Annotated in this window: 15 protein-coding genes; 9 read left to right on the forward strand and 6 right to left on the reverse strand. The window is 73.3% G+C overall.

The window, feature by feature from the left end; translation table 11 throughout:
• Positions 1–49 precede the first annotated feature (49 nt).
• The 3 genes from ACIO9K_RS31205 (at position 50) to ACIO9K_RS31215 (ending at position 2,929) form a co-directional block, all read left to right on the forward strand.
• A complete protein-coding gene (locus ACIO9K_RS31205; RefSeq protein WP_400334991.1) occupies positions 50–922 on the forward strand; it encodes a LysR family transcriptional regulator in 873 nt (290 codons plus the stop codon).
• Positions 923–1,023: 101 nt separating this feature from the next.
• Complete coding sequence (locus tag ACIO9K_RS31210; RefSeq protein ID WP_400334926.1) at positions 1,024–2,073, forward strand: DUF2332 domain-containing protein; 1,050 nt, start codon at positions 1,024–1,026, stop codon at positions 2,071–2,073.
• Between the two features lie 88 nt (positions 2,074–2,161).
• Complete coding sequence (locus ACIO9K_RS31215; RefSeq protein WP_400334928.1) at positions 2,162–2,929, forward strand: MerR family transcriptional regulator; 768 nt, start codon at positions 2,162–2,164, stop codon at positions 2,927–2,929.
• 42 nt (positions 2,930–2,971) lie between these two features.
• On the opposite strand, the gene ACIO9K_RS31220 is transcribed toward ACIO9K_RS31215, so the two are convergent.
• The gene (locus ACIO9K_RS31220; protein ID WP_400334930.1) at positions 2,972–5,365 is read right to left on the reverse strand and encodes an FtsX-like permease family protein; all 2,394 of its coding nucleotides are present in this window, start codon (positions 5,363–5,365) and stop codon (positions 2,972–2,974) included.
• Positions 5,366–5,483: 118 nt separating this feature from the next.
• On the reverse strand, positions 5,484–6,197 hold the full coding sequence (locus ACIO9K_RS31225; RefSeq protein ID WP_363625272.1) for an ABC transporter ATP-binding protein: 714 nt from the start codon (positions 6,195–6,197) through the stop codon (positions 5,484–5,486).
• Positions 6,198–6,430: 233 nt separating this feature from the next.
• Here ACIO9K_RS31225 and ACIO9K_RS31230 point away from each other — a divergent pair, with 233 nt between their 5' ends.
• The 4 genes from ACIO9K_RS31230 to ACIO9K_RS31245 all read left to right on the forward strand — a co-directional run bounded on the left by ACIO9K_RS31230 (position 6,431) and on the right by ACIO9K_RS31245 (position 10,869).
• Entirely contained in the window at positions 6,431–7,882 is a 1,452-nt protein-coding gene (locus ACIO9K_RS31230) for a sensor domain-containing protein (protein ID WP_363625270.1), read from the forward strand.
• Entirely contained in the window at positions 7,834–8,481 is a 648-nt protein-coding gene (locus ACIO9K_RS31235; protein ID WP_363625268.1) for a response regulator transcription factor, read from the forward strand. Before ACIO9K_RS31230 ends, ACIO9K_RS31235 begins: the two co-directional genes overlap by 49 nt.
• A 334-nt stretch (positions 8,482–8,815) precedes the next feature.
• Positions 8,816–9,847: an isopenicillin N synthase family dioxygenase gene (locus tag ACIO9K_RS31240; protein WP_400334933.1), complete on the forward strand. Its 1,032-nt coding sequence runs from the start codon at positions 8,816–8,818 to the stop codon at positions 9,845–9,847.
• A gap of 266 nt (positions 9,848–10,113) precedes the next feature.
• Entirely contained in the window at positions 10,114–10,869 is a 756-nt protein-coding gene (locus tag ACIO9K_RS31245) for a MerR family transcriptional regulator (protein ID WP_363625264.1), read from the forward strand.
• A 116-nt stretch (positions 10,870–10,985) separates the two neighbouring features.
• On the opposite strand, the gene ACIO9K_RS31250 is transcribed toward ACIO9K_RS31245, so the two are convergent.
• The 4 genes from ACIO9K_RS31250 to ACIO9K_RS31265 are packed head-to-tail and all read right to left on the reverse strand — an operon-like array spanning position 10,986 to position 16,789.
• On the reverse strand, positions 10,986–13,178 hold the full coding sequence (locus ACIO9K_RS31250; RefSeq protein WP_400334935.1) for a 3-hydroxyacyl-CoA dehydrogenase NAD-binding domain-containing protein: 2,193 nt from the start codon (positions 13,176–13,178) through the stop codon (positions 10,986–10,988).
• A gap of 38 nt (positions 13,179–13,216) precedes the next feature.
• Positions 13,217–14,431 carry an acetyl-CoA C-acetyltransferase gene (locus tag ACIO9K_RS31255; protein WP_400334937.1) on the reverse strand — a complete coding sequence of 405 codons (1,215 nt, stop codon included), beginning with the start codon at positions 14,429–14,431 and terminating at the stop codon, positions 13,217–13,219.
• Between the two features lie 40 nt (positions 14,432–14,471).
• Complete coding sequence (locus ACIO9K_RS31260) at positions 14,472–15,614, reverse strand: acyl-CoA dehydrogenase family protein (protein WP_363585678.1); 1,143 nt, start codon at positions 15,612–15,614, stop codon at positions 14,472–14,474.
• A 2-nt stretch (positions 15,615–15,616) separates the two neighbouring features.
• Positions 15,617–16,789 (reverse strand): CaiB/BaiF CoA transferase family protein, encoded by a 1,173-nt coding sequence (locus ACIO9K_RS31265; protein ID WP_400334939.1) that lies wholly within the window; start codon positions 16,787–16,789, stop codon positions 15,617–15,619.
• A 212-nt stretch (positions 16,790–17,001) separates the two neighbouring features.
• On the opposite strand from ACIO9K_RS31265, the gene ACIO9K_RS31270 reads away from it, so the two are divergent.
• Positions 17,002–17,463: a hypothetical protein gene (locus ACIO9K_RS31270; RefSeq protein WP_363625258.1), complete on the forward strand. Its 462-nt coding sequence runs from the start codon at positions 17,002–17,004 to the stop codon at positions 17,461–17,463.
• Between the two features lie 67 nt (positions 17,464–17,530).
• Positions 17,531–19,681, forward strand: coding sequence for a hypothetical protein (locus ACIO9K_RS31275; RefSeq protein WP_400334941.1), 2,151 nt, complete (start codon positions 17,531–17,533; stop codon positions 19,679–19,681).

Here is a 19,681-nt window from a genome sequence, read left to right on the forward strand (position 1 = left end):
CACCACCTTTAAGCTGAGCTACATGACTGAGGTGCTCGACGTCCGACGGATGCAGGTCCTGCGGGCCGTGGTCGACCACGGCTCGGTGAGCGCGGCGGCCGGTGCGCTCGGCTACACCCCGTCCGCCGTCAGCCAGCAGGTGGCGGCGCTGGAGCGGGAGACCGGGACGGCCCTGCTGGAACGCGTCGGGCGCGGCGTTCGGCCGACCGCCGCCGGACTGCTGCTCGCCGGGCACGCCGCCGTCATCGAGCGGCAGGTCGCGGAGGCCGGCGCGGCGCTGGCCGACCTGCGGGCCGGGCGCAGCGGCAGCCTGACCGTGCGCTACTTCGCCACGGCCGGCGCCGCGTTGGTGGCCCCGGCGGTGGCCGCGTTCCGCCGGACGCACCCGGGCGTACGGCTCGACCTCGGCATGACCGACCCGGAGGACCCGCTCACCGAGGTGCTGGACGGCCGGGCCGACCTCGCGGTGGTGGTCCGGTCCGACGGCGCCGCGCACCCGGGCCTGCGGCTGGTCCACCTGCGCGACGACCCGTACCGGGCGGTGCTGCCCAAGGGCCACCGGCTCGCCGCGAAGCGCGTCCTGGACCTCGCCGAGCTCGCGGACGAGCCCTGGGTGGGGGCCGAGCCGCCCGGCCCGTGCCGGGAGGTCGTCCGGGGGGCCTGCGACGCGGCCGGGTTCGGGCCGTCCGTCGCGGTGGACAGCGCCGACTACGCGACGGCGCAGGGCTTCGTCGCGGCCGGACTGGGCGTCGCCCTGGTCCCCGCCCTCGGGCTCGCCCAGCGCCACCCGGGCGTCACCGTGCGCCGGCTCCGCGGCCCGGAGCCGGTCCGTGCGCTGCACGCCGCAGTGCGCGAGGGCGCCTGGGAACAGCCGGTGCTCGGCGCGCTGGTGTCCGCGCTACGGGCGGCGGCGCAACCGTAGGACCACCGGCCTGACCGGAAAGGCACGGACAGGGCTGCGCCAATTCGTTGAAGAGAGCTGAAGAGAGCTGAAGAGAGTCGAAGAGAAAGGAAGTACGGAACGTGGACAGTGCTATCGGGGACCTCTACCGGGCCTTCGCGGAGCGGGAGGCGCGCGGCAACTCGGCGAGCTACCAGGGCCTCGCCGAACGCGCCGCCGGGGACGACGAGTTGTGGGCCCTGCTGGACGGTCTGCCGGCCCCGAAGCGGCAGCCGAACCTGCTGTTCGGCTCGGTCCGCCACCTCGGTGGGCCGGTGACGGCCGGCTATCCGGCCTTCCGCACCTGGGTGTCGGCGCACTGGGACGAGGTTGCGGCGACGATGCTGCGACGGCGGACGCAGACCAACGAGGCCGGCCGGTGCGCCACCCTGCTGCCGCTGCTGGCGGCGCTGCCGCAGCCGCTCGCGCTGATCGAGGTGGGGGCCTCGGCGGGGCTCTGCCTCTACCCCGACCGGTATCGGTACCGATACACGGTTGAGGTGGGCGAAGCAGGCGAAGCGAGTGAAGCGGGTGAAGCGGGCGGCCCGGCGATCGAGTTCGGCGCCCAGGAGAGCCCGGTGACGCTGGAGTGCGCGGTGCGCGGGCCGGTACCGCTGTCGGCGTCGTTGCGGGAGCGGCTGCCCGAGGTGGTGTGGCGCGCCGGGATCGACCTCAACCCGCTGGACGTCCGGGACGAGGAGGACATGCGCTGGCTGGAGTCGCTGGTCTGGCCCGAGCAGGCCCACCGGCTGGAGCGGCTGCGCGGCGCCGTCCAGGTCGCCCGGGCCGAGCCGCCGCACCTGGTGCGCGGCGACCTCAACGCGACGGTGAGGGAGTTGGTGGCACAGGTGCCCGCCGGTGCCACGCCGGTGGTGTTCCACAGCGCGGTGCTCGCCTACCTACCCCCGGAGGCGCGGGAGGAGTTCGCGGTGACCATGCGCGGTCTGCCCGGGCACTGGATCTCCAACGAGGCCGTCTCGGTGCTGCCGACCGTCGAGCGACGTCTCCCCCACCCCGCGCCCGTCGGATCCGGGCTGTTCGCGCTCGCCCTGGACGAGCGGCCGGTGGCCTTCACCGGACCGCACGGGCAGTCCCTCGACTGGTTCCAGCCCCGGGACGGTCTCGGGGCTTGAAGCTGCCGCAGCGTCAGCTTCTACCGTCGTGACCAGGGCCGGAGGAACCGGCCCTGGTCCAAACGAACGTGAACGAGGGAGACGGCGCATGGCAGCGGCCTGGCCGATCGCGGAAGTCGTCCGGATGTCGGGCGTGACCGCCCGGACCCTGCGGCACTACGACGAGATCGGGCTGCTGTCCCCGGCCTGGATCGGCTCCAACGGCCACCGCTACTACGAGGAAAGGCAGTTGCTCCAGCTGCAACAGATCCTCGTACTGCGGGCGCTGGGGGTCGGGCTGACCGAGATCGCCCGGATCCTGGGCGACCAGGTGGACGAGCTGGAGGCCCTGCGGGACCACCGGCACCGGCTGCTCGCCGAGCGCGACCGGCTGGACACCCTGGCCGCCACCGTCTCCCGCACGATCGCCGACCTGGAACGTTCCCGAGAGGACGGCACACCCATGACCAGCATCAACCGACCGGAGAACCTGTTCGAGGGCATCCAGCCCGGCGACGTCGAGGAGAGCCTGCGGGACTTCCCCGAGCACGCCGAGGCGGCGCGGCGCGCCACCGCCGCGATGGGCCAGGCCGACGTCGAGGCCGGACAGCGCGAGCGGACGGCGCGGATGATCCGCCTGGCGGAGCTTCTGGCGGCCGGCCACCCGGCGGACGCCGAGCCCGTGCAGAACCACATCGACGCCGAGTACCGGGCGCTCAGCGCGCTCCGGACGGTCTCCGTCGAGGAGTTCCGCGCGATCGCGCGCTCCTGCACGGAGAACGCCCAGTGGAGCGCCGCGTACGAGGCCATCGCCCCGGGCCTGGCCGCGTACCAGCGGGCCGCCTTGGAGGCGTACGCGGCAGCACGGCTGGTCTGAGTCACCGGCGGGGCGGGCCTTCCCTACCGCCCCGCCCCGCCGTCACTCGGTGCGCAGCGCCGTGACCGTCCGGGTGCGGGCGGTCCAGGCGGCGGGGAGGAGGGCGCCGAGCAGCGCCAGCACCAGGCCGCCGAGTATCAGCGGCCCCACCACCGAGGGGTGGAACACGGTGAGGTCCGGCTCCGGCACCCCGACCCCGGCGGCGCGGGCCATCGCCGGCATCACCTGGTGGTGCAGCAGGATCCCGATCGGTACCCCGATCAGCCCGGCCGTCAGCCCGCTGCCGCAGACCGAGGTGAGCACCATGCCGACCGTCTGCCGGGGCGACATCCCCAGCGCCTTGAGCACCCCGAGGTCGTGCACCCGCTCCCGGGTGTCCAGCAGCACCGTGTTGAGCACGCCCAGGCCGGCCACCACGGCCAGCAGCAGGGTGAGCGTCCCGGCGAGGGTGTTCATGGCCAGCATCACGATGCTGATCTGCTGCCCGCCCGCTTCTGCGCTCAGGCCCAGCGGCCGGACGGCGTCGTCGAGCCCGTCCGCGTACGCCTGCGCGTCCGTGCCCGGGGTGAGGTCGATCTGGAAGGCGACCGCGTCGGCCTGGACGGCGGTGCCGAGCGGGGCCAGTGCGGCCCGGTCGACGAACACCTGGTCGCTGGTGGTCAGGACCTCACCGCTGATCCGCACCGGGGTGCTGCGCCCGTGGTCGGTGAGGGTGACGGTGTCGCCGACGCGCACCTGGTTGGCGCGCAGGAAGGCGGTGGCGACGACCACTTCGCCGGGGCCCTGGAACCACCGTCCGGAGATCAGCTGGTAGCCGCCCCAGGAGGCGTCCCCGGTGAAGGCGATCACCGCGGTGCGCCCGGTGTTCCCGGCCACGGCGACCGGCGTCGGAGCGGTGCTGTACCAGGCCCGGGTACCGGGGCGGTCGGTGATCGCCCTGGTCGCGGCGCCCTCGTCCACGTGGTCGGAGGCCTTCGTCGAGCTCTCGATCGGGGTCTGGACCACGACCTCGCCGGAGCGCCCGGCCTGGAGGCCGTCCTGGAAGGAGCCGAGCGAGAGCGTCAGGCCGACGCACAGGGTGACTCCGGCCGTGCCGAGCACCACCGCGGCGGCCGTGGTCGCCGAGCGGCCCGGCCGGGTGAGCGGGGTCGCCAGCCCGAGGCTCAGGGCGCGCGGCACCGGTAGGCGGCCGATGAGCTGCTGGATCCTGGCGACCGGACCCGACGCCCCGGCCGGACCCGGGCCGCCGCGGGAGGCTGCCCGCCGGGCGCCCGGCGCCGTCCGGCCGACCGCGAGCGCCTCCACCGTGCGCAGCCGGCCGGCCCGCAGCGCGGGCACCAGGGCGGTGCCCGCCACGGCCGCCAGGGCCACCGCCGAGACGGCGACGTCCACCCAGAGCGGGATGCCGAGCAGGCCGCCGCGCAGGGCCTTGTGCGCCATCCCGAGGACGGGCACGGACAACAGGTTTCCGCCGAGCACGCCGAGCACCGTGCCGGCCCCGGCCGGGATCAGTGCCTGGCCGACGTAGGCGCGCGCCACCTGGGACGGGGTGAAGCCGAGGGATTTGAGGATGCCGATCCGCCGGGTGGCGGCGCTGACGGCGCCGCTGACCACGACGCCGATGATCAGCACCGACATGGCCAGGCCGAGCACCCCGAAGGCCGTCACGAACGGGACGAAGGTCGCGGCCGTCCGGTTGGCCTCCGCCTGGGCCGGCCGGTACGAGGTGGCCCTGGCGAGGGCGCCGCCCGGCACCGCGGCGGCGAGCGCGGCGCGGTCCGCCTCCACCTCGGCGTCGGTGCCGGCGTGGGCGAAGCGGTAGAGGTACTGGGCGGCGGGCGCCGCACCGGGCGCGGTGAGCCCGGCGACCTGTTCGGGGGCGATCCAGCCGTCCGCGCTCCAGGAGGGGGAGGCGGCCAGGCCGACGACCTTGAGGACCGGGTGCCCGGGGAGGTCGGGGAACTGCATGCTGTCGCCGACGCCCAGCGGCGAGTGGCCGTCCAGGAACACCACCTCGCCGGGGCCGGCGAGCCAGCGGCCCATGGTGATCCGCAGGCCGTCCAGCGGGCCGTCCTTCGCCCGGCCGACCAGTGTCACCGGCGGGAGCAGGCTGCCGGCCGGCGGGATCCGCAGCTCGTCACCGGCGCGCGGCTGGACGGTGAGCGCCGGGTAGGGGCCGGCCGAGGCCGTCACGCCGGGGGCGTGCGCGGTCGCGGCGAGTTGGGCGGGGCTCGCCCTGGCCGGGTCGTACAGCGCGTTGAGGTGCGCGCCGCGCTGGTCGGCGAAGGTGCGCTGGTACGGGCCCTGGGAGGCGACCAGCAGGCCCGTGGCGAGGATGCACGCCGTCACGGCCGCCATCGTGGTGAGCACCATGACCAGGGTCTGCACCCGCTTGCGGCCGACCCCGGCGCGAACCACCTTGCCCAGTACGCTCATGCGCCCGCCTCCCTTCGCCCGGCGGGGGCGTTCGCCCGCACGCGCCCTCCCGTGATCCGCTCTCCCCCAGCCTCCGGCCGGGGGCACCCCCGCCACTCGCTCATCGCGCACCGCTCGCTCATCGCGCACCGCCGGGGGCCGGCACGGCCGCGGTGTCCCGGACCAGCCGGCCGTCGAGCAGTTCGATGGTCCGGTCGGCGCAGGCCTCGGCGAGCGCGGTGTCGTGGGTGACCAGCAGGATCGTCTGGCCCTCCGCGTTGAGCCCCCGGAGCAGGTCGCGGACGTCCGCGGCCGAGGCGGTGTCCAGCGCCCCGGTCGGCTCGTCGGCGAGCAGCAGCGGCGGGCGGTTCATCAAGGCCCGCGCCACCGCGACGCGTTGGCGCTCGCCGCCGGAGAGCCGCCCGGGGAAGGCCTTGGCGTGCCGGGCCACCCCGAGCCGCTCCAGCAGCTCGCCGGCCCGGACCCGGGCCCGCTCCCGCCGCATCCCGGCGAGCTGGGCCGGGAGCAGCACGTTGTCCTCGACGTTCAGGTCGTCCAGCAGGTTGAAGAACTGGAACACCATGCCGATCCGCTTCCGCCGGTACTCGGCCAGGGCGGCCTCGCCGAGCTCGTGGACGGCCACGCCGTCCACCTCGACGGCGCCCTCGCTCGGGCGGTCGAGGCCGGCGACCAGGTTCAGCAGGGTGGACTTGCCGCTGCCCGAGCGGCCGAGCACGGCCAGCGCCTCGCCGGCCCGGACCTCCAGGTCGAGCCCGGCCAGCGCGGGGTGGGCGGCGTCGGATCGGTCGTACGTCTTGCTGACGCCGCGGATCCGGATGATCGGCGCGTTCACGAGCCCTCCACGATTCGAGGTCCGGCACCGGAAGTCCGTTCCGGCTGACGGGACATGACGCTACGAATCCGGGGCGGGGCGCGGACAGCCGTCTGGACGGCCTCTCGGGGGTGTATCCAGGTACACCCCGGATTGGGGGCGCAGACCTAGAGCGCCGCACGTCACGGCGCGGCAGACTGACGCCGGATGATCAACCGGGGCCGCGGGGCCACCGACCGGAGGGGAGGCGCGGGATGAGGACGAGCGCAGTGTCCAGGGCCGTCGCGCAGCTGGAGGGTGCCGTCGTGGCCGGCGTGCGGGCGCTCTACATGGTCACGTTGGCCGTCACGGGGCTGATGGCGCTGCTGGCCGGGCCGGTCCTGCTGGCCGCCGCCCTGCTCGGCCCCGACGACACCGAGCCGTTCACCCACGGTCCGGGCGGGCCGCTGATCCTGCTGGTGCCGCTGGCGCCGGTCGCCCTCTGGGCGCTCTGCTGGGCCACCGGGGGCGGCGGCCGGGCGGCCGGGGCCGTCCTGTTCGCGCCGGGCTCGCTCGCGCTGATGGCCACCGACCTCTACGGCGGCGCCCCGCCCGGCGGCCGGTCCGGATCGCTCTGCCTGGGGCCGGCGATGCTGGTGCTCGGCCTGCTCGGCACGCGCTGGATCGCGACGGAGAACCGGCGGATCGTCGGCCGGTGGAGCGGCCGGCCGATCCCGGTGCCGTACCACCGCGTCGACGCCGGGCCGTGGCAGCGGCTGCGCGCCGGCGGCTGGCTGGCCGATCCGGCGACGTGGCGGGACCTCCTCTGGGTGCTCGTCTCCGGCTGCGCCATCCCGATCACCGCCGTGATCGTCGTGCTGACCCCGACCGCCCTCCAGGTGCTCGGCCGGAACGGGCCGTTCCTCCCGCTGGGGCCCGTCTACCTGATGGGGCTCTACATCTCCCCGCTGGCCGCCCTGTGGGCCGCGCCGGTGGTCCTGCGGGTGCACGAGCGGGCCGCCCGCGCCCTGCTCGGCCCGTCCCGACGGAGCGAACTCGCCCGCCAGGTCAGTCATCTGGCCCGGACCAGGGCGGACACCATCGACGCCGGGGCGGCCGAGCTGCGCCGGATCGAGCGGGACCTGCACGACGGGGCGCAGGCCCGGCTGGTCGCCCTGGGCATGCTGCTGACCGTGGCCGAGCAGGTGAAGGACGACCCGAAGGCCCTGCAACCCCTGCTGGTCGAGGCCCGGATGTCCTCGGTCAAGGCCCTGAGCGAGCTGCGCGACCTGGTACGGGGCATCCATCCGCCGGTGCTCGCCGACCGAGGCCTGGCCGACGCGGTCGAGGCGACCGCGCTGGACCTCCCGCTACCGGTCACCTTCACCGGCGGGCTGCCCGGCCGGGCGCCCGCTCCGGTGGAGTCCGCCGTCTACTTCGCGGTGAGCGAGCTGCTGGCCAACGTGGTGAAACACGCCGACGCCTCGCACGTGTGGATCGAGATAGGGCACAGTGACGGGCTGCTGCGGATATCGGTCACCGATGACGGGCGCGGTGGCGCCAACCCGTCGCGGGGGACCGGCCTCAGCGGAACCGAACGCCGACTGGCCGCCTTCGACGGGGTGCTCGCGATCAGCAGCCCATCCGGTGGCCCGACCATTGTGAACCTGGAGATCCCGTGCGCGTTGTCATCGCCGAAGACCTCTTCCTCCTCCGGGACGGCCTGACTCGGCTGCTGGAGGCCAGCGGCATGGAGGTCACCGCGGCGGTCGAGACCGGCGACGAACTGCTCACCGCGGTGGCCGCCGACCGGCCGGACATCGCCGTGGTCGACGTCCGGCTGCCGCCCGGCTTCACCGACGAGGGGCTGCGGGCGGCGCTGGCCGCCCGCCAGGCGCACCCCGGTCTGCCCGTCCTGGTGCTGTCGCAGTTCGTGGAGCAGTTGTACGCGCGCGAGCTGCTGGCCGGCAGCACCGGCGGGATCGGCTACCTGCTGAAGGACCGGGTGCTGGACGGCGCCCAGTTCATCGACGCGGTGCAGCGGGTCTCCCGGGGCGGCACCGTGATGGACCCGGAGGTGATCACCCGGCTGCTCGCCCACAACTCCTCGGCCGGCCCGGTCTCCACCCTCTCCCCGCGCGAGCGGCAGGTGCTGGCGCTGATGGCCGAGGGGCGCTCCAACGCGGCGATCGCCCAGCAGTTGGTGATCACCGAGCGGGCCGTCGCCAAGCACACCGCGTCGATCTTCGTCCGGCTCGACCTCCAGCCCTCCGACGACGACAACCGCCGTGTCCTGGCCGTGCTGGCCTACCTCAACAACGGCTGAGAGGGGCGACACACGAAGGCTTTCCACCCTTGAAGGGCCACTGCCAAGTGAGAGGCAGCCCTCCGCCGCAGGGGGCTCGCCCGCTCCGGTCAAGGTCATCTACGCTGGTGACGTGCTCATCCTTGTTCGCCGTCGCCACGTGGACCTGCTCCGCGTGACAAGCATGTCCTGTCGACGCTCCAGCTGAACCTCGCGCCACCACCCTCAAGGGCAGCCTCCACCCGGCCGCCTCCACCTCCCGGCTCCCGGAGCACCCGCCGCACCAGGCGGCCACTCCGGTCTTCCCCCGGTCGATCACCGGGACCGGCCGGGACGAGACCAGCGGATGTCACACATGTCGCAGCAGTACACCCCCATATCCGACTCCCTCCCGGTGATCGACCTCTCGCTCGCCGACGGCGGCCCGGACGACCGCCGCCGGCTGCACGACGAACTCCGTGCCGCGGCCACCGACGTCGGGTTCTTCCAGCTCGTCGGCCACGGCATCACCCCGGAGGAGACGGCCGCGCTCACCGACGCGATGCGCGCCTTCTTCGCCCTCCCCGAGGCCGACCGGCTCGCCGTGAGCAACCTCAACTCCCCCCACTACCGCGGCTACACCCGCACCGGCGACGAGCGCACCGGCGGCAGCCGGGACTGGCGCGACCAGCTGGACATCGGCGCCGAGCTGCCCCCGCACGTCCCCGGCACCGACGAGCCCCCGTACTGGTGGCTGGAGGGCCCCAACCAGTGGCCCGCTGCGCTCCCCGAGCTGCGCACCGCCGCGCTCGGCTGGATCGACCACCTCAGCGACACCGCCCGCCGACTGCTGCACGAGCTCCTCACCGCGATCGGCGCCCGCCCCGACTTCTACGACGAGGCCTTCGCCGGCCACCCCCACCTGCGGCTCAAGCTGGTCCGCTACCCCGGCACCGCTCCGGACGGCGCCGGCCAGGGCGTCGGCGCCCACAAGGACTACGGCTTCATCACGCTGCTGCTCCAGGACACCGTCGGCGGCCTCCAGGTCGAGCGCCCGGACGGCACCTTCCTGGAGGTCCCGCCGATGCCGGGCGCCTTCGTCGTCAACCTCGGCGAGCTGCTGGAGGTGGCCACCGACGGCTACCTCAAGGCCACCAACCACCGCGTGGTCAGCCCGGTCGGCGCCCGCGAGCGCTTCTCCGTCCCGTTCTTCTACAACCCCCGTCTCGACGCCCACATCGAGCCGCTGGACTTCCCGTTCGCCCGGCACGCCCCCGGCGCCACCGAGGATCCGGACAACCCGCTGTTCGCCGAGTTCGGCCTCAACGAGTGGAAGGGCTACACGAGGGCCCATCCCGAGGTCACCCGCCGCCACCACGCCGACCTGGCCGACACCGCCTCCCGGTAGCCCCACGCCGCGGAGACCGGGACCAGCCGCGCCACAGCGCGGGAGCAGCGCCGGTCAGAGCAGGCTCCGGCCAGAAGCAGCGCCGCCAGAGGCACCAGTACCCCGAGTCCGCCCCCGCCGCTCCCCAGCGGCGGGGGCGGACTCACGTGCGCGGCGGGCCGCCGTCGCCGGTGGAGCAGCCGGTGGAGCAGCCGGTGGACCAGGGGGACGGGCACTGTCACACTGCTGCTGTCACAGTGGAAGTGTGCCAGTGCAGGAGGCGGCAGATGGGGGAGCGCGGGGCCGTGGGAGACGGGGGCGGTGTGCGGCTGACGGTCGACGAACTGGCGGCGCGGGCCGGGGTGACGGTCCGGACGGTGCGGTTCTACGGGACGAAGGGCCTGCTGCCACCACCGGAGTTGGGGCCGCGCCGGGTCGGGCTGTACGGGGCGGCGCACCTGGACCGGCTGGAGCTGATCGAGGAGTTGCAGCGCCAGGGGCTGACGTTGGCCGCGATCGAGCGGTACCTGTCCCGGCTGCCGGAGGACAGCACGCCGCTGGACCTGGCGATCCACCGGGCGCTGGTGGCCTCCTGGACGCCCGAGGCGGCGGAGGAACTGGGCCGGGCGCAGTTGGAGCGGCGGGCCGGGCGGGGGCTGTCGGAGGAACAGGTGCAACGCCTGGTCGCGATGGGGGCGTTGGAGCGGACGGCCGATCCGGAGCTGTTCCGGGTGGATCCGGGCCTGCTGCCGCTGGGGGTGCGGATCCTGGACGTGCCGATCCCGCTGGAGACGCTGCTGGCCGCGCGGGCGGTGGTGCTGGAGCACAGCCGGGCGACGGCCCGGGAGTTGCAGCGGCTGTTCCGGGAGACGGTGTGGCGGCCCTACCGGGAGAGCGAGCCGGCGCCGGACGAGCTGGCCCGGATGAGGGCGCTGACGGACCACATCCAGCCGATGGTGGCGCAGGCACTGGTCACGGCGTTCCAGCGCTCGCTGCGGGAGGAACTCGGCGAGGAACTGCGGGAGGACTCGGCGGGGAGCTGAGCGGGGAGCTGAGCAAGGAACTCGGCGGGGAGCTGGGCAAGGACCTGGGCGGGCAACCGCAGGAGGAGCCGGGTGGGGCCGTCCGGCACCCGGCCCCACCCGCTCAGGCCTGACGGTCAGTCGGTGAAGGTGCGCCCCTCCGCCGCGATCCGCTCCAGCAGCGCCGGCGGCGCGAACCGTTCGCCGTAGGCGGCGGCGAGTTCGCGGGCCCGGGCCGCGAAGCCGGCCGGGCCGCCCTCGTACCCGTTGATGTACTGGAACACGCCGCCCGTCCAGGCCGGGAAGCCGATGCCCAGGATGGAGCCCACGTTGGCGTCGGCGACCGAGGTCAGCACGCCCTCCTCCAGGCAGCGCACCGAGTCCAGCGCCTCGCTGAACAGCATCCGCTCCTTGAGGTCCTCGAAGGGGACGTCCTCGAAGGGGACGTCCGCGGCCGGCTCGCCGAAGTGCTCGCGCAGCCCCGGCCAGAGCCGCCCGCGCTTGCCGTCCTCGCCGTACTCGTAGAAGCCGGCGCCGCCGCTGCGCCCGGGGCGGCCGAACTCGTCGACCATCCGGTCGACCACCGCGTCGGCCGGGTGGGGCGTCCAGCCGCCGCCGGCGGCCTCGACCGCGCGCCGGTACTCGTCGCGGATCTTGCGCGGCAGGGTGAGGGTGAGCTCGTCCATCAGCGAGAGCACCTTGGCCGGGTAGCCGGCCTGGGCGGCGGCCTGCTCGATGCTGGCCGGGGGGACGCCCTCGCCGACCATGGCGACGCCCTCGTTGAGGAACTGGCCGATGACCCGCGAGGTGAAGAAGCCGCGCGAGTCGTTGACCACGATCGGGGTCCGATCGATCTGCCGGACCAGGTCGAAGGCACGGGCGAGGGCCTCGTCGCCGGTCTGCGGGCCGCGGATGATCTCGACCAGGCGCATCTTGTCGACCGGGGAGAAGAAGTGCAGCCCGATGAAGTCCGCGGTGCGCTCGACGCCTTCGGCGAGCAGCCCGATCGGCAGGGTGGAGGTGTTGGAGCAGAGCAGCGCGTCGGGGGCGAGGACACCCTCGACCTCCTGGAACACCTTGTGCTTGAGCTCGGTGTTCTCGAAGACGGCCTCGATCACCGCGTCGCAGCCGGCCAGGTCCGCGGCCTCGGCGGTGGGGGTGATCCGGGCCAGCAGCGCGTCCCGCTTGGCCTCGGTGGATCGGCCGCGGGCGATCGCCTTGTCCAGCAGCCCGGCGGAGTAGGCCTTGCCGCGTTCGGCGGCGGCCATGCTCACGTCCTTGAGCACGACCTCGATGCCGGCCTTGGCGCAGGTGTAGGCGATGCCCGCGCCCATCATCCCGGCGCCGAGCACGGCGACCTTGCGGACGAGTCGCTTCTCGACGCCCTGGGGGCGGCCGGCGCCGGAGTTGACCGCCTGGAGGTCGAAGAACAGCGCCTGGATCATGTTCTTGCTGGTCTGTCCGCAGGCGAGCTCGGTGAAGTAGCGGGCCTCGATCGCCATCGCGGTGTCGATGTCGACCTGGGCGCTCTCCACGGCGGCGGCCAGGATGTTGCGCGGGGCCGGGTAGGGCGCGCCGTTCAGCTGCTTGCGCAGGTTGGCCGGGAAGGCGGGCAGGTTGGCGGCGAACGCCGGGTTCGCCGGGGTGCCGCCGGGGATCTTGTGGCCCTTGACGTCCCAGGGCTGGACGGCGGTCGGGTTGGCCTCGATCCAGGCCCGCGCCCGGGCGGTCAACTCCTCCGGAGTGGCGACGAGTTCGTGGACCAGCCCGTGTTCCAGGGCCTGCGCCGGGCGGTACTGGCGGCCCTCCAGGAGGAACTTCAGCAGGGCGTCGGTGATGCCGAACAGCCGTACCGTGCGGACCACTCCGCCGCCGCCCGGCAGCAGGCCGAGGGTGACCTCGGGCAGGCCGAGCCGGCTGGCGGGGTCGTCCAGGGCGATCCGGTGGTGGCAGGCGAGGGCGATCTCCAGGCCGCCGCCGAGCGCGCTGCCGTTGACGGCGGCGACGACCGGCTTGCCGAGGGTCTCCAGCCTGCGCAGCGCGCGCTTGATCCGCTGGGACTTCTCGAAGACGGCGGCGGCGTCCTCGGGGCGGGCGGCGGAGAGCAGCCGGAGGTCTCCCCCGGCGAAGAAGGTCTTCTTCCCGGAGGTGACGACGACGCCGCGCAGCCCGTCGGCGGCGGCGAGGCCGGCCAGCCGGTCGACGACGGCGTCGAGGTCGGCGGTGAAGGCCTCGTTCATGGTGTTGACGGACTGGGTCGGGTCGTCGAGGACGAGGGTGACCACGCCGTCCTGGTCCTGCTCCCAGCGGATGGTGGTGGTGTCGCTCATGAGTTCAGGGTCTCCGAGGGGATCCGAGGGACAGTGGGTCAGATGCGCTCGACGATGGTGGCGACGCCCATGCCGCCGCCCACGCAGAGGGTGATCAGGCCGTAGCGCAGGTCGCGCCGCTCCAACTCGTCGATCACGGTGCCGAGCAGCATCGCGCCGGTGGCGCCGAGCGGGTGGCCGAGGGCGATCGCGCCGCCGTTGACGTTGACCTGCTCGGGCCGGAAGCCCAGTTCGCGGATGAAGCGCAGGGCGACCGCCGCGAAGGCCTCGTTGATCTCGACCAGGTCGATGTCGGCGGCGGTGAGCCCGGCCTTGGCGAGCGCCTTGCGGGTGGCCGGGGCGGGGCCGGTGAGCATGATGGTGGGCTCGGAGCCGGAGACGGCGGCGGAGACGATCCGGGCGCGCGGGCGCAGCCCGTACCGCTCGCCGATCTCCCGGCTGCCGATGGCGACGAGCGCGGCGCCGTCGACGATGCCGGAGGAGTTGCCGGCGTGGTGGACGTGGTCGATGGCCTCGACCCAGTGGTACTTCTGCAGGGCGACGGCGTCGAAGCCGCCGGCCTCGCCGAGGCCGGCGAAGGAGGGCTTGAGGCCGGCCAGGGTCTCGACGGTGGTGCCGGGGCGGATGAACTCGTCGCGCTCCAGCACGACCAGGCCGTTGCGGTCGCGGACCGGGACCACCGAGCGGTCGAACAGGCCGTCCGCCTGCGCCTTGGCGGCGCGGGCCTGGGATTCGGCGGCGAAGGCGTCCACGTCGGCGCGGGAGAATCCCTCGATGGTGGCGATCAGGTCGGCGCCGATGCCCTGCGGGACGAAGTTGGTCTCGTACGCGGTCATCGGGTCCGCGAACCAGGCGCCACCGTCGGAGGCCATCTTGACCCGGGACATCGACTCGACGCCGCCGGCCAGGATGAGGTCCTCCCAGCCCGAACGGACCTTGGCGGCAGCCAGGTTGACGGCCTCCAAGCCGGAGGCGCAGAAGCGGTTCTCCTGGACGCCGGCCACCGTGTCGGGCAGGCCGGCCGCGATGGCCGCGATCCGGGCGATGTCGGAGCCCTGGTCACCGACCGGGCTGACCACGCCGAGCACGATGTCGTCGATCGCCGCCGGGTCCAACTCCGGGTGCCGGTTGCGCAGTTCGTGGATCAGGCCGACGACGAGGTCGATCGGCTTGGTGCCGTGCAGCGAGCCGGTGGCCTTGCCCCGGCCGCGCGGGGTGCGGATCGCGTCGTAGACGTACGCTTCGGTGGTCACGGTCAAACGCCTTTCGGGGCAGGGGGTTTCGCGGGAGGTCTCAGCCGAGGACGGACCGGCCGACGATCTCCTTCATGATCTCGGTGGTGCCGCCGTAGATGGTCTGGATCCGGCCGTCGGTGAACGCCCGGGCGACCGGGAACTCGCTCATGTACCCGTAACCGCCGTGCAGTTGGAGGCAGCGGTCGGCGGTGCGCTTCTGCAGTTCGGTGGCCCACCACTTGGCCATCGAGGCGTCCACCGGGGTGAGCGCGTAGCGGTTGTGCTCGGTGATGCAGCGGTCGACGAAGGCCCGGGTGACGGCGCACTCGGTGGCGAGTTCGGCGATCTCGAAGCGCACGTGCTGGAGCTTGGCCAGCGGGCGGCCGAAGGCCTCGCGCTGCTTGACGTAGTCGGTGGTGATCTCGACCAGGTACTCGGCGCCGGCGATCGCCGCGGCCGCGATGGTCAGCCGCTCCTGGGCGAGGTTCTGCATCAGGTGCACGAAGCCGCCGTTGAGCTCGCCGAGCAGGTTCGCCTTCGGCACCCGGACGTCCTCGAAGAACAACTCGGCGGTGTCCTGGGCCTTCTGGCCGATCTTGTCCAGGTTGCGGCCGCGCTCGAAGCCGGGCGTGCCGCGCTCGACCACCAGCAGGCTCAGCCCGTGCGCGCCGCCCTCGGGGGTGGTGCGGGCGACCACGACCACCAGGTCGGCGAGGATGCCGTTGGAGATGAAGGTCTTGGCGCCGTTGAGCAGGTAGTGGTCGCCCCGGTCGACGGCCTGGGTGCGGATGCCCTGGAGGTCGGAGCCGGTGCCGGGCTCGGTCATCGCGATCGCGGTGATCAGCTCGCCGCTGCAGAAGCCGGGCAGCCAGCGGCGCTTCTGCTCCTCGGTGGCGAGCGAGGTGAGGTAGGGGCCGATGATGTCGTTGTGCAGGCCGACGGCCAGCCCGGAGGCGCCGGCCCGGGCGAACTCCTCGGCCAGCACGGCGGCGTAGCGGAAGTCCGGGGCGCCCCCGCCGCCGTACTCCTCGGGGACGGCCATCCCGAGCAGGCCCTGGCGGCCGGCCGCCAGCCAGGCGGAGCGGTCGACGATGCCGGCCTTCTCCCAGCGGTCGTAGTGCGGCAGCACCTCCTTGGCGAGGAAGGCCCGCACGGCGGCCCGGAAGTCCTCGTGCTGCTCGGTGAAGATCTCGCGCTGCAACGCTACGCTCCTTGTCCTGCATCGAAGTTGAGGGACGGGACGGCCCAGTCACGGGCCACTTCGGCGGTGTCCGCGCCCGGCCGGGCCGGCGGGCGGCGCAGCGTGCCGGGGGTGGCGGAGAAGCGCGGGGCCGGGGCGGGCTGGGTGACGCCGCCCGCCTCGACATAGGTGCCGCGCGCCAACAGGTGTTCCTCTCTGGCCGCCTGACGCATCGTCAGCACCGGCTCCACGCAGGCGTCGGACCCGGCGAAGACGGCCTCCCACTCGGCCCTGGTCCGGGTGGCGAAGCGGTCGGCGATCAGGGCCCGCAGTTCGGGCCAGCGGGCCAGGTCGTACTGCCCGGGCGCCTGCGGGCCGAGGTCCAGCAGGCGGGCGAACTCGGCGTAGAACTGCGGCTCCAGCGCCCCCACGGCCAGGTGTCCGCCGTCGGCCGCCCGGTAGACCGCGTAGAACGGCGCGCCGCCGTCCAGCAGGTTGGCGCCCCGGCGGTCCTGCCAGTGGCCGGCCGCGAGCAGCCCCCACAGCATGCTGGACAGGTGCGCCGCGCCGTCCACGATCGCGGCGTCGACGACCTGGCCGGCACCGGTGCTCCTGGCGTGGTGCAGCCCGGCGAGCAGGCCGACGACCAGGTAGAGCGAGCCGCCCGCGTAGTCGCCCAGCAGGTTGGCCGGGATGCCGGGCGCCTCCTCGGGCCCGCCCGGCCCCGCGACCAGGCCGAGCACTCCGGCCACCGCCGCGTACCCGAGGTCGTGCCCGGCGCTGGCGGCGCGCGGCCCCTGCTGCCCCCACCCGGTCATCCGCCCGTACACCAGCGCCGGGTTGCGGGCCAGGCAGTCCTGCGGCCCGACCCCGAGCCGCTCCGCGACCCCGGGCCGGTAGCCCTCGATCAGCAGGTCCGCCCGCTCGACCAGGTCCAGCACCAGGCCGGGCCCCGCCGGGGACTTGAGGTCGACCAGCACCGACCGCTTGTTCCGGTTGGTCACGTCGTACGCCGGGTCGATGCCCAGCGGCGACGGATCCGGCCGGTCCACCCGCACCACGTCGGCGCCCAGGTCGGCCAGCAGCATCGCCGCGAACGGCCCCGGCCCGATCCCCGCGAGCTCGACCGCCCGCACCCCCGCCAACGGGCCGGGGCCGGCGGCCGTGGCGCCCGGCGGACTGCTCGTGTCACGCACTGGCTGCAGAACCCTTCTGGGTTTGACAGTAAAGCTGTAACACCCGTGATGATAGGGAAGCGACCCGCCGGTAACAAGACCTCCTCCCCCATCCACCCGCCGTGCGACCGCGAACACGGAGGGTGCGTCAGTGCACTGACGGAGGGCCCCTGTACCGTCGTCATGCCACAGGGGGGATTGACCCCTTCTCGACGAGAAGGAGTTGCACACACATGGTTAGCCCGTACTTCACCACCGGGCCGGTCTCGCCGGCCTCGGCTCCGGCACCCGGCTCGGCCAGGACCGCGCCGTACGCCCCACCCGTCCAGTCCGGTGGCGGCAACGTGCCCGCGCCCGTCCTCGCCCCGGGCCTGGTGACCACCCGGCTGGACGTCCCGCACGAACTCAACGCCTCGGCCGGGATGGCCCGACAGATCGCCACCGACCTCGACAACGCGAACGGCAAGGCCGGGCCCGGCGCACACAGCCTCACCGAGTACGCGAGCACCGCGTCGACCAGGATCCGCGGCTTCTCCTTCGGCGGCGCCCTCACCGGCTGCACCGAGCGCTGGATGCAGCAGTGCAAGGCCCTGCACGACACGCTCGGCAAGGCCGCCGGCAACCTCGACAGGACCCAGCAGTCCTACGGCGCCAACGAAGCCGCGACCGCCGCCGACCTCCGCGCGGGCCGCTAGGCCCCGCTAGGCCCCGCTTGGCCCCGCTTGGCCCTGTTTGGCCCTGTTTGGCCCAGAAGAACAGCAGTTGGAAGACCAGAAGGGGGAACCCGGACACATGGTGTCCTTCAAGGAACTGCACGAGGCCGACTTCTCCGGGATCACCGACGCCGCCGAAGCCTGGGCCGGCGTCGCCAAGGCCCTCACCGCCCTGGACGGCCGGGTCGCCAAGGACCTCACCAGCACCGCGCAGCGGGCCGGTTGGAAGGGCGCGGCGGCCGACGACGCGACCAAGGTCCTCCAGACCGTCGACGGCGACTTCAAGCAGGCCTCGGCCGTCGCCACCGCCCTCGCCGCGATCATGAAGACCGCCGCCGAGGACTTCGCCGCCGCCCGCCGCGACCTCGACACGGCGATCCACGACGCCCAGAGCGACAACATGACCGTCGCCGCGGACGGCCAGGTCAACTGGACCCTGCCGAAGGAGACGAGGAACGACCCCGACGCCGAGAAGCTGGCTCAGACGCTCGCGGCCAAGGCCGAGGCCATCGCGGCCCGGCTGACGAAGGCCGTCGAGAAGGCCGACTCCGCCGACCAGCGGGCCACCGCCGCACTCCAGGGCGACATCGGCACCAGCACCACGGCCTTCAACCCCACGCCCTACGGCGGCGGCCCGGTCGCCGACGCCAACCGGGCCAAGGACCTGATGGCCAAGGCCGGCAGCCTCAGCGATCCGCAGCTGAAGCAGCTGCAGGACATCATGGCCGCCAACGCGGGCAACAAGGACTTCTCCACCACGCTGCTCAACGGCCTCGACTACGGCGGGAAGACCGGCCCGGACGCCCTGCTGGAGTACAGCAAGGTCTACGACGGCCTCGCCCACGGCAACCACAACGCCAAGGGCTACCAGGACGTCTACGGCAACCTGTCGGTGGTGCTCGCCACGGCCACCCATGACGGAGGAATGGGCAAGGCCTGGGAGGACGGCCTGCTGGCCGCCGCCCGCCGCCCGGGAGGCTCGGCGGCGGGGTTCAACGACAACTACCCGGCGCTGACGGCGCTGATGGGGGCGAAGGGGACGTACGACAAGGCGTTCCTGCTCAAGGTCGGCAACGACCTGGTCGACTACGAGCGCACCAGCAAGACCAAGGGCGAGGACCTCTGGGGCCCGAACTGGAACGGCCGGGTCAACCAGTCCGACCCGATGGGCGGTCTGATGAACGCGTTCAGCCGCAACCCCGAGGCGTCGAAGGACTTCTTCGACCCCGGGAAGAGCAAGAACCTGGACTACCTGCTGCACGACCGGAAGTGGCCCTTCCAGGGAAACGAGCAGAACGTTCCCGCCGACTTCACTCCCTCCCGTAGCGCATTCGGCTACGCCCTGGAGGCGGCCACGACCGGTCGGGACCCGCACAGCGACCAACCGGTCGTCCGCCCGCACGACAAGGTCATGTCGCAGATCATGGACGAGACGATGAAGTCGTTCGCCGGCACCGGCCCCGGAGACAAGACGTCCCTTCCGGCCGGACTCCGTCGGCCGATGGCCGACATGATCGCCGACTACGCTGCGGACACGCACGAGATCCTCGGCAAGGACCTGTACGGCGCGTCCCAGCCGGACGGGCTCACCGTCAACCGCGAGCAGCTGCTGCGCCTGATCCGAGGCGCCGTCGAGGACCCGGCGGCATTCGCCGTCATCCAGCACGCCGAGACCCAGGAGATCGCCCGCCGCCTGGACGGGTACGGCCCCGACGCGGTGAAGCCCGATGCGACGGGTGGTGTGAACCACGGACTGGACGCCCTCGTCCACGAGTCCGGCAGGACGCTCGGCGCGCTCGACGCGGTGTACGCCGACTCCGTCGTCGACCACGCGGACTCCGCCAAGTCCGCCCAGGACTGGCAGGCGAAGATGAATTACCACCTGCTCGGCACACCCCTGAACTTGATTCCGGGTGTGGGCGACATCGCGCAGCGCTACGCCGATATCGGGACGGCCACCTACGCCGACGCCGCCAAGGCCAAGATCGACAGCAAGCTCCAGGACAATCTGAGCTCCCACTTCTCGGCAGGACAGCAGCAGCTGAAGGCGATGATCGACTACAAGCTGATCATGTCCGGAGTCGACCATCAGACCATGGACCTCGACGGGGGCGTGCCACAGCAGCTCCAGAGGACCGCGGGATCCGCCTACAACAACGGAATCGACACCACCTATCGCACCGTGTTCGGCAGGGCGTGA

This window comes from Kitasatospora sp. NPDC087271, from assembly GCF_044744605.1.
Classification (GTDB): domain Bacteria; phylum Actinomycetota; class Actinomycetes; order Streptomycetales; family Streptomycetaceae; genus Kitasatospora.

Bases quoted from the DNA above. Each gene is read 5' to 3' on its own strand.
- ACIO9K_RS31205 (WP_400334991.1), top strand. From the start codon at position 50: ATGCAGGTCCTGCGGGCCGTGGTCGACCACGGCTCGGTGAGCGCGGCG.
- ACIO9K_RS31215 (WP_400334928.1), top strand. From the start codon at position 2,162: ATGGCAGCGGCCTGGCCGATCGCGGAAGTCGTCCGGATGTCGGGCGTG.
- ACIO9K_RS31220 (WP_400334930.1), bottom strand. From the start codon at position 5,365: ATGAGCGTACTGGGCAAGGTGGTTCGCGCCGGGGTCGGCCGCAAGCGG.
- ACIO9K_RS31230 (WP_363625270.1), top strand. From the start codon at position 6,431: ATGAGGACGAGCGCAGTGTCCAGGGCCGTCGCGCAGCTGGAGGGTGCC.
- ACIO9K_RS31240 (WP_400334933.1), top strand. From the start codon at position 8,816: ATGTCGCAGCAGTACACCCCCATATCCGACTCCCTCCCGGTGATCGAC.
- ACIO9K_RS31245 (WP_363625264.1), top strand. From the start codon at position 10,114: ATGGGGGAGCGCGGGGCCGTGGGAGACGGGGGCGGTGTGCGGCTGACG.
- ACIO9K_RS31250 (WP_400334935.1), bottom strand. From the start codon at position 13,178: ATGAGCGACACCACCACCATCCGCTGGGAGCAGGACCAGGACGGCGTG.
- ACIO9K_RS31270 (WP_363625258.1), top strand. From the start codon at position 17,002: ATGGTTAGCCCGTACTTCACCACCGGGCCGGTCTCGCCGGCCTCGGCT.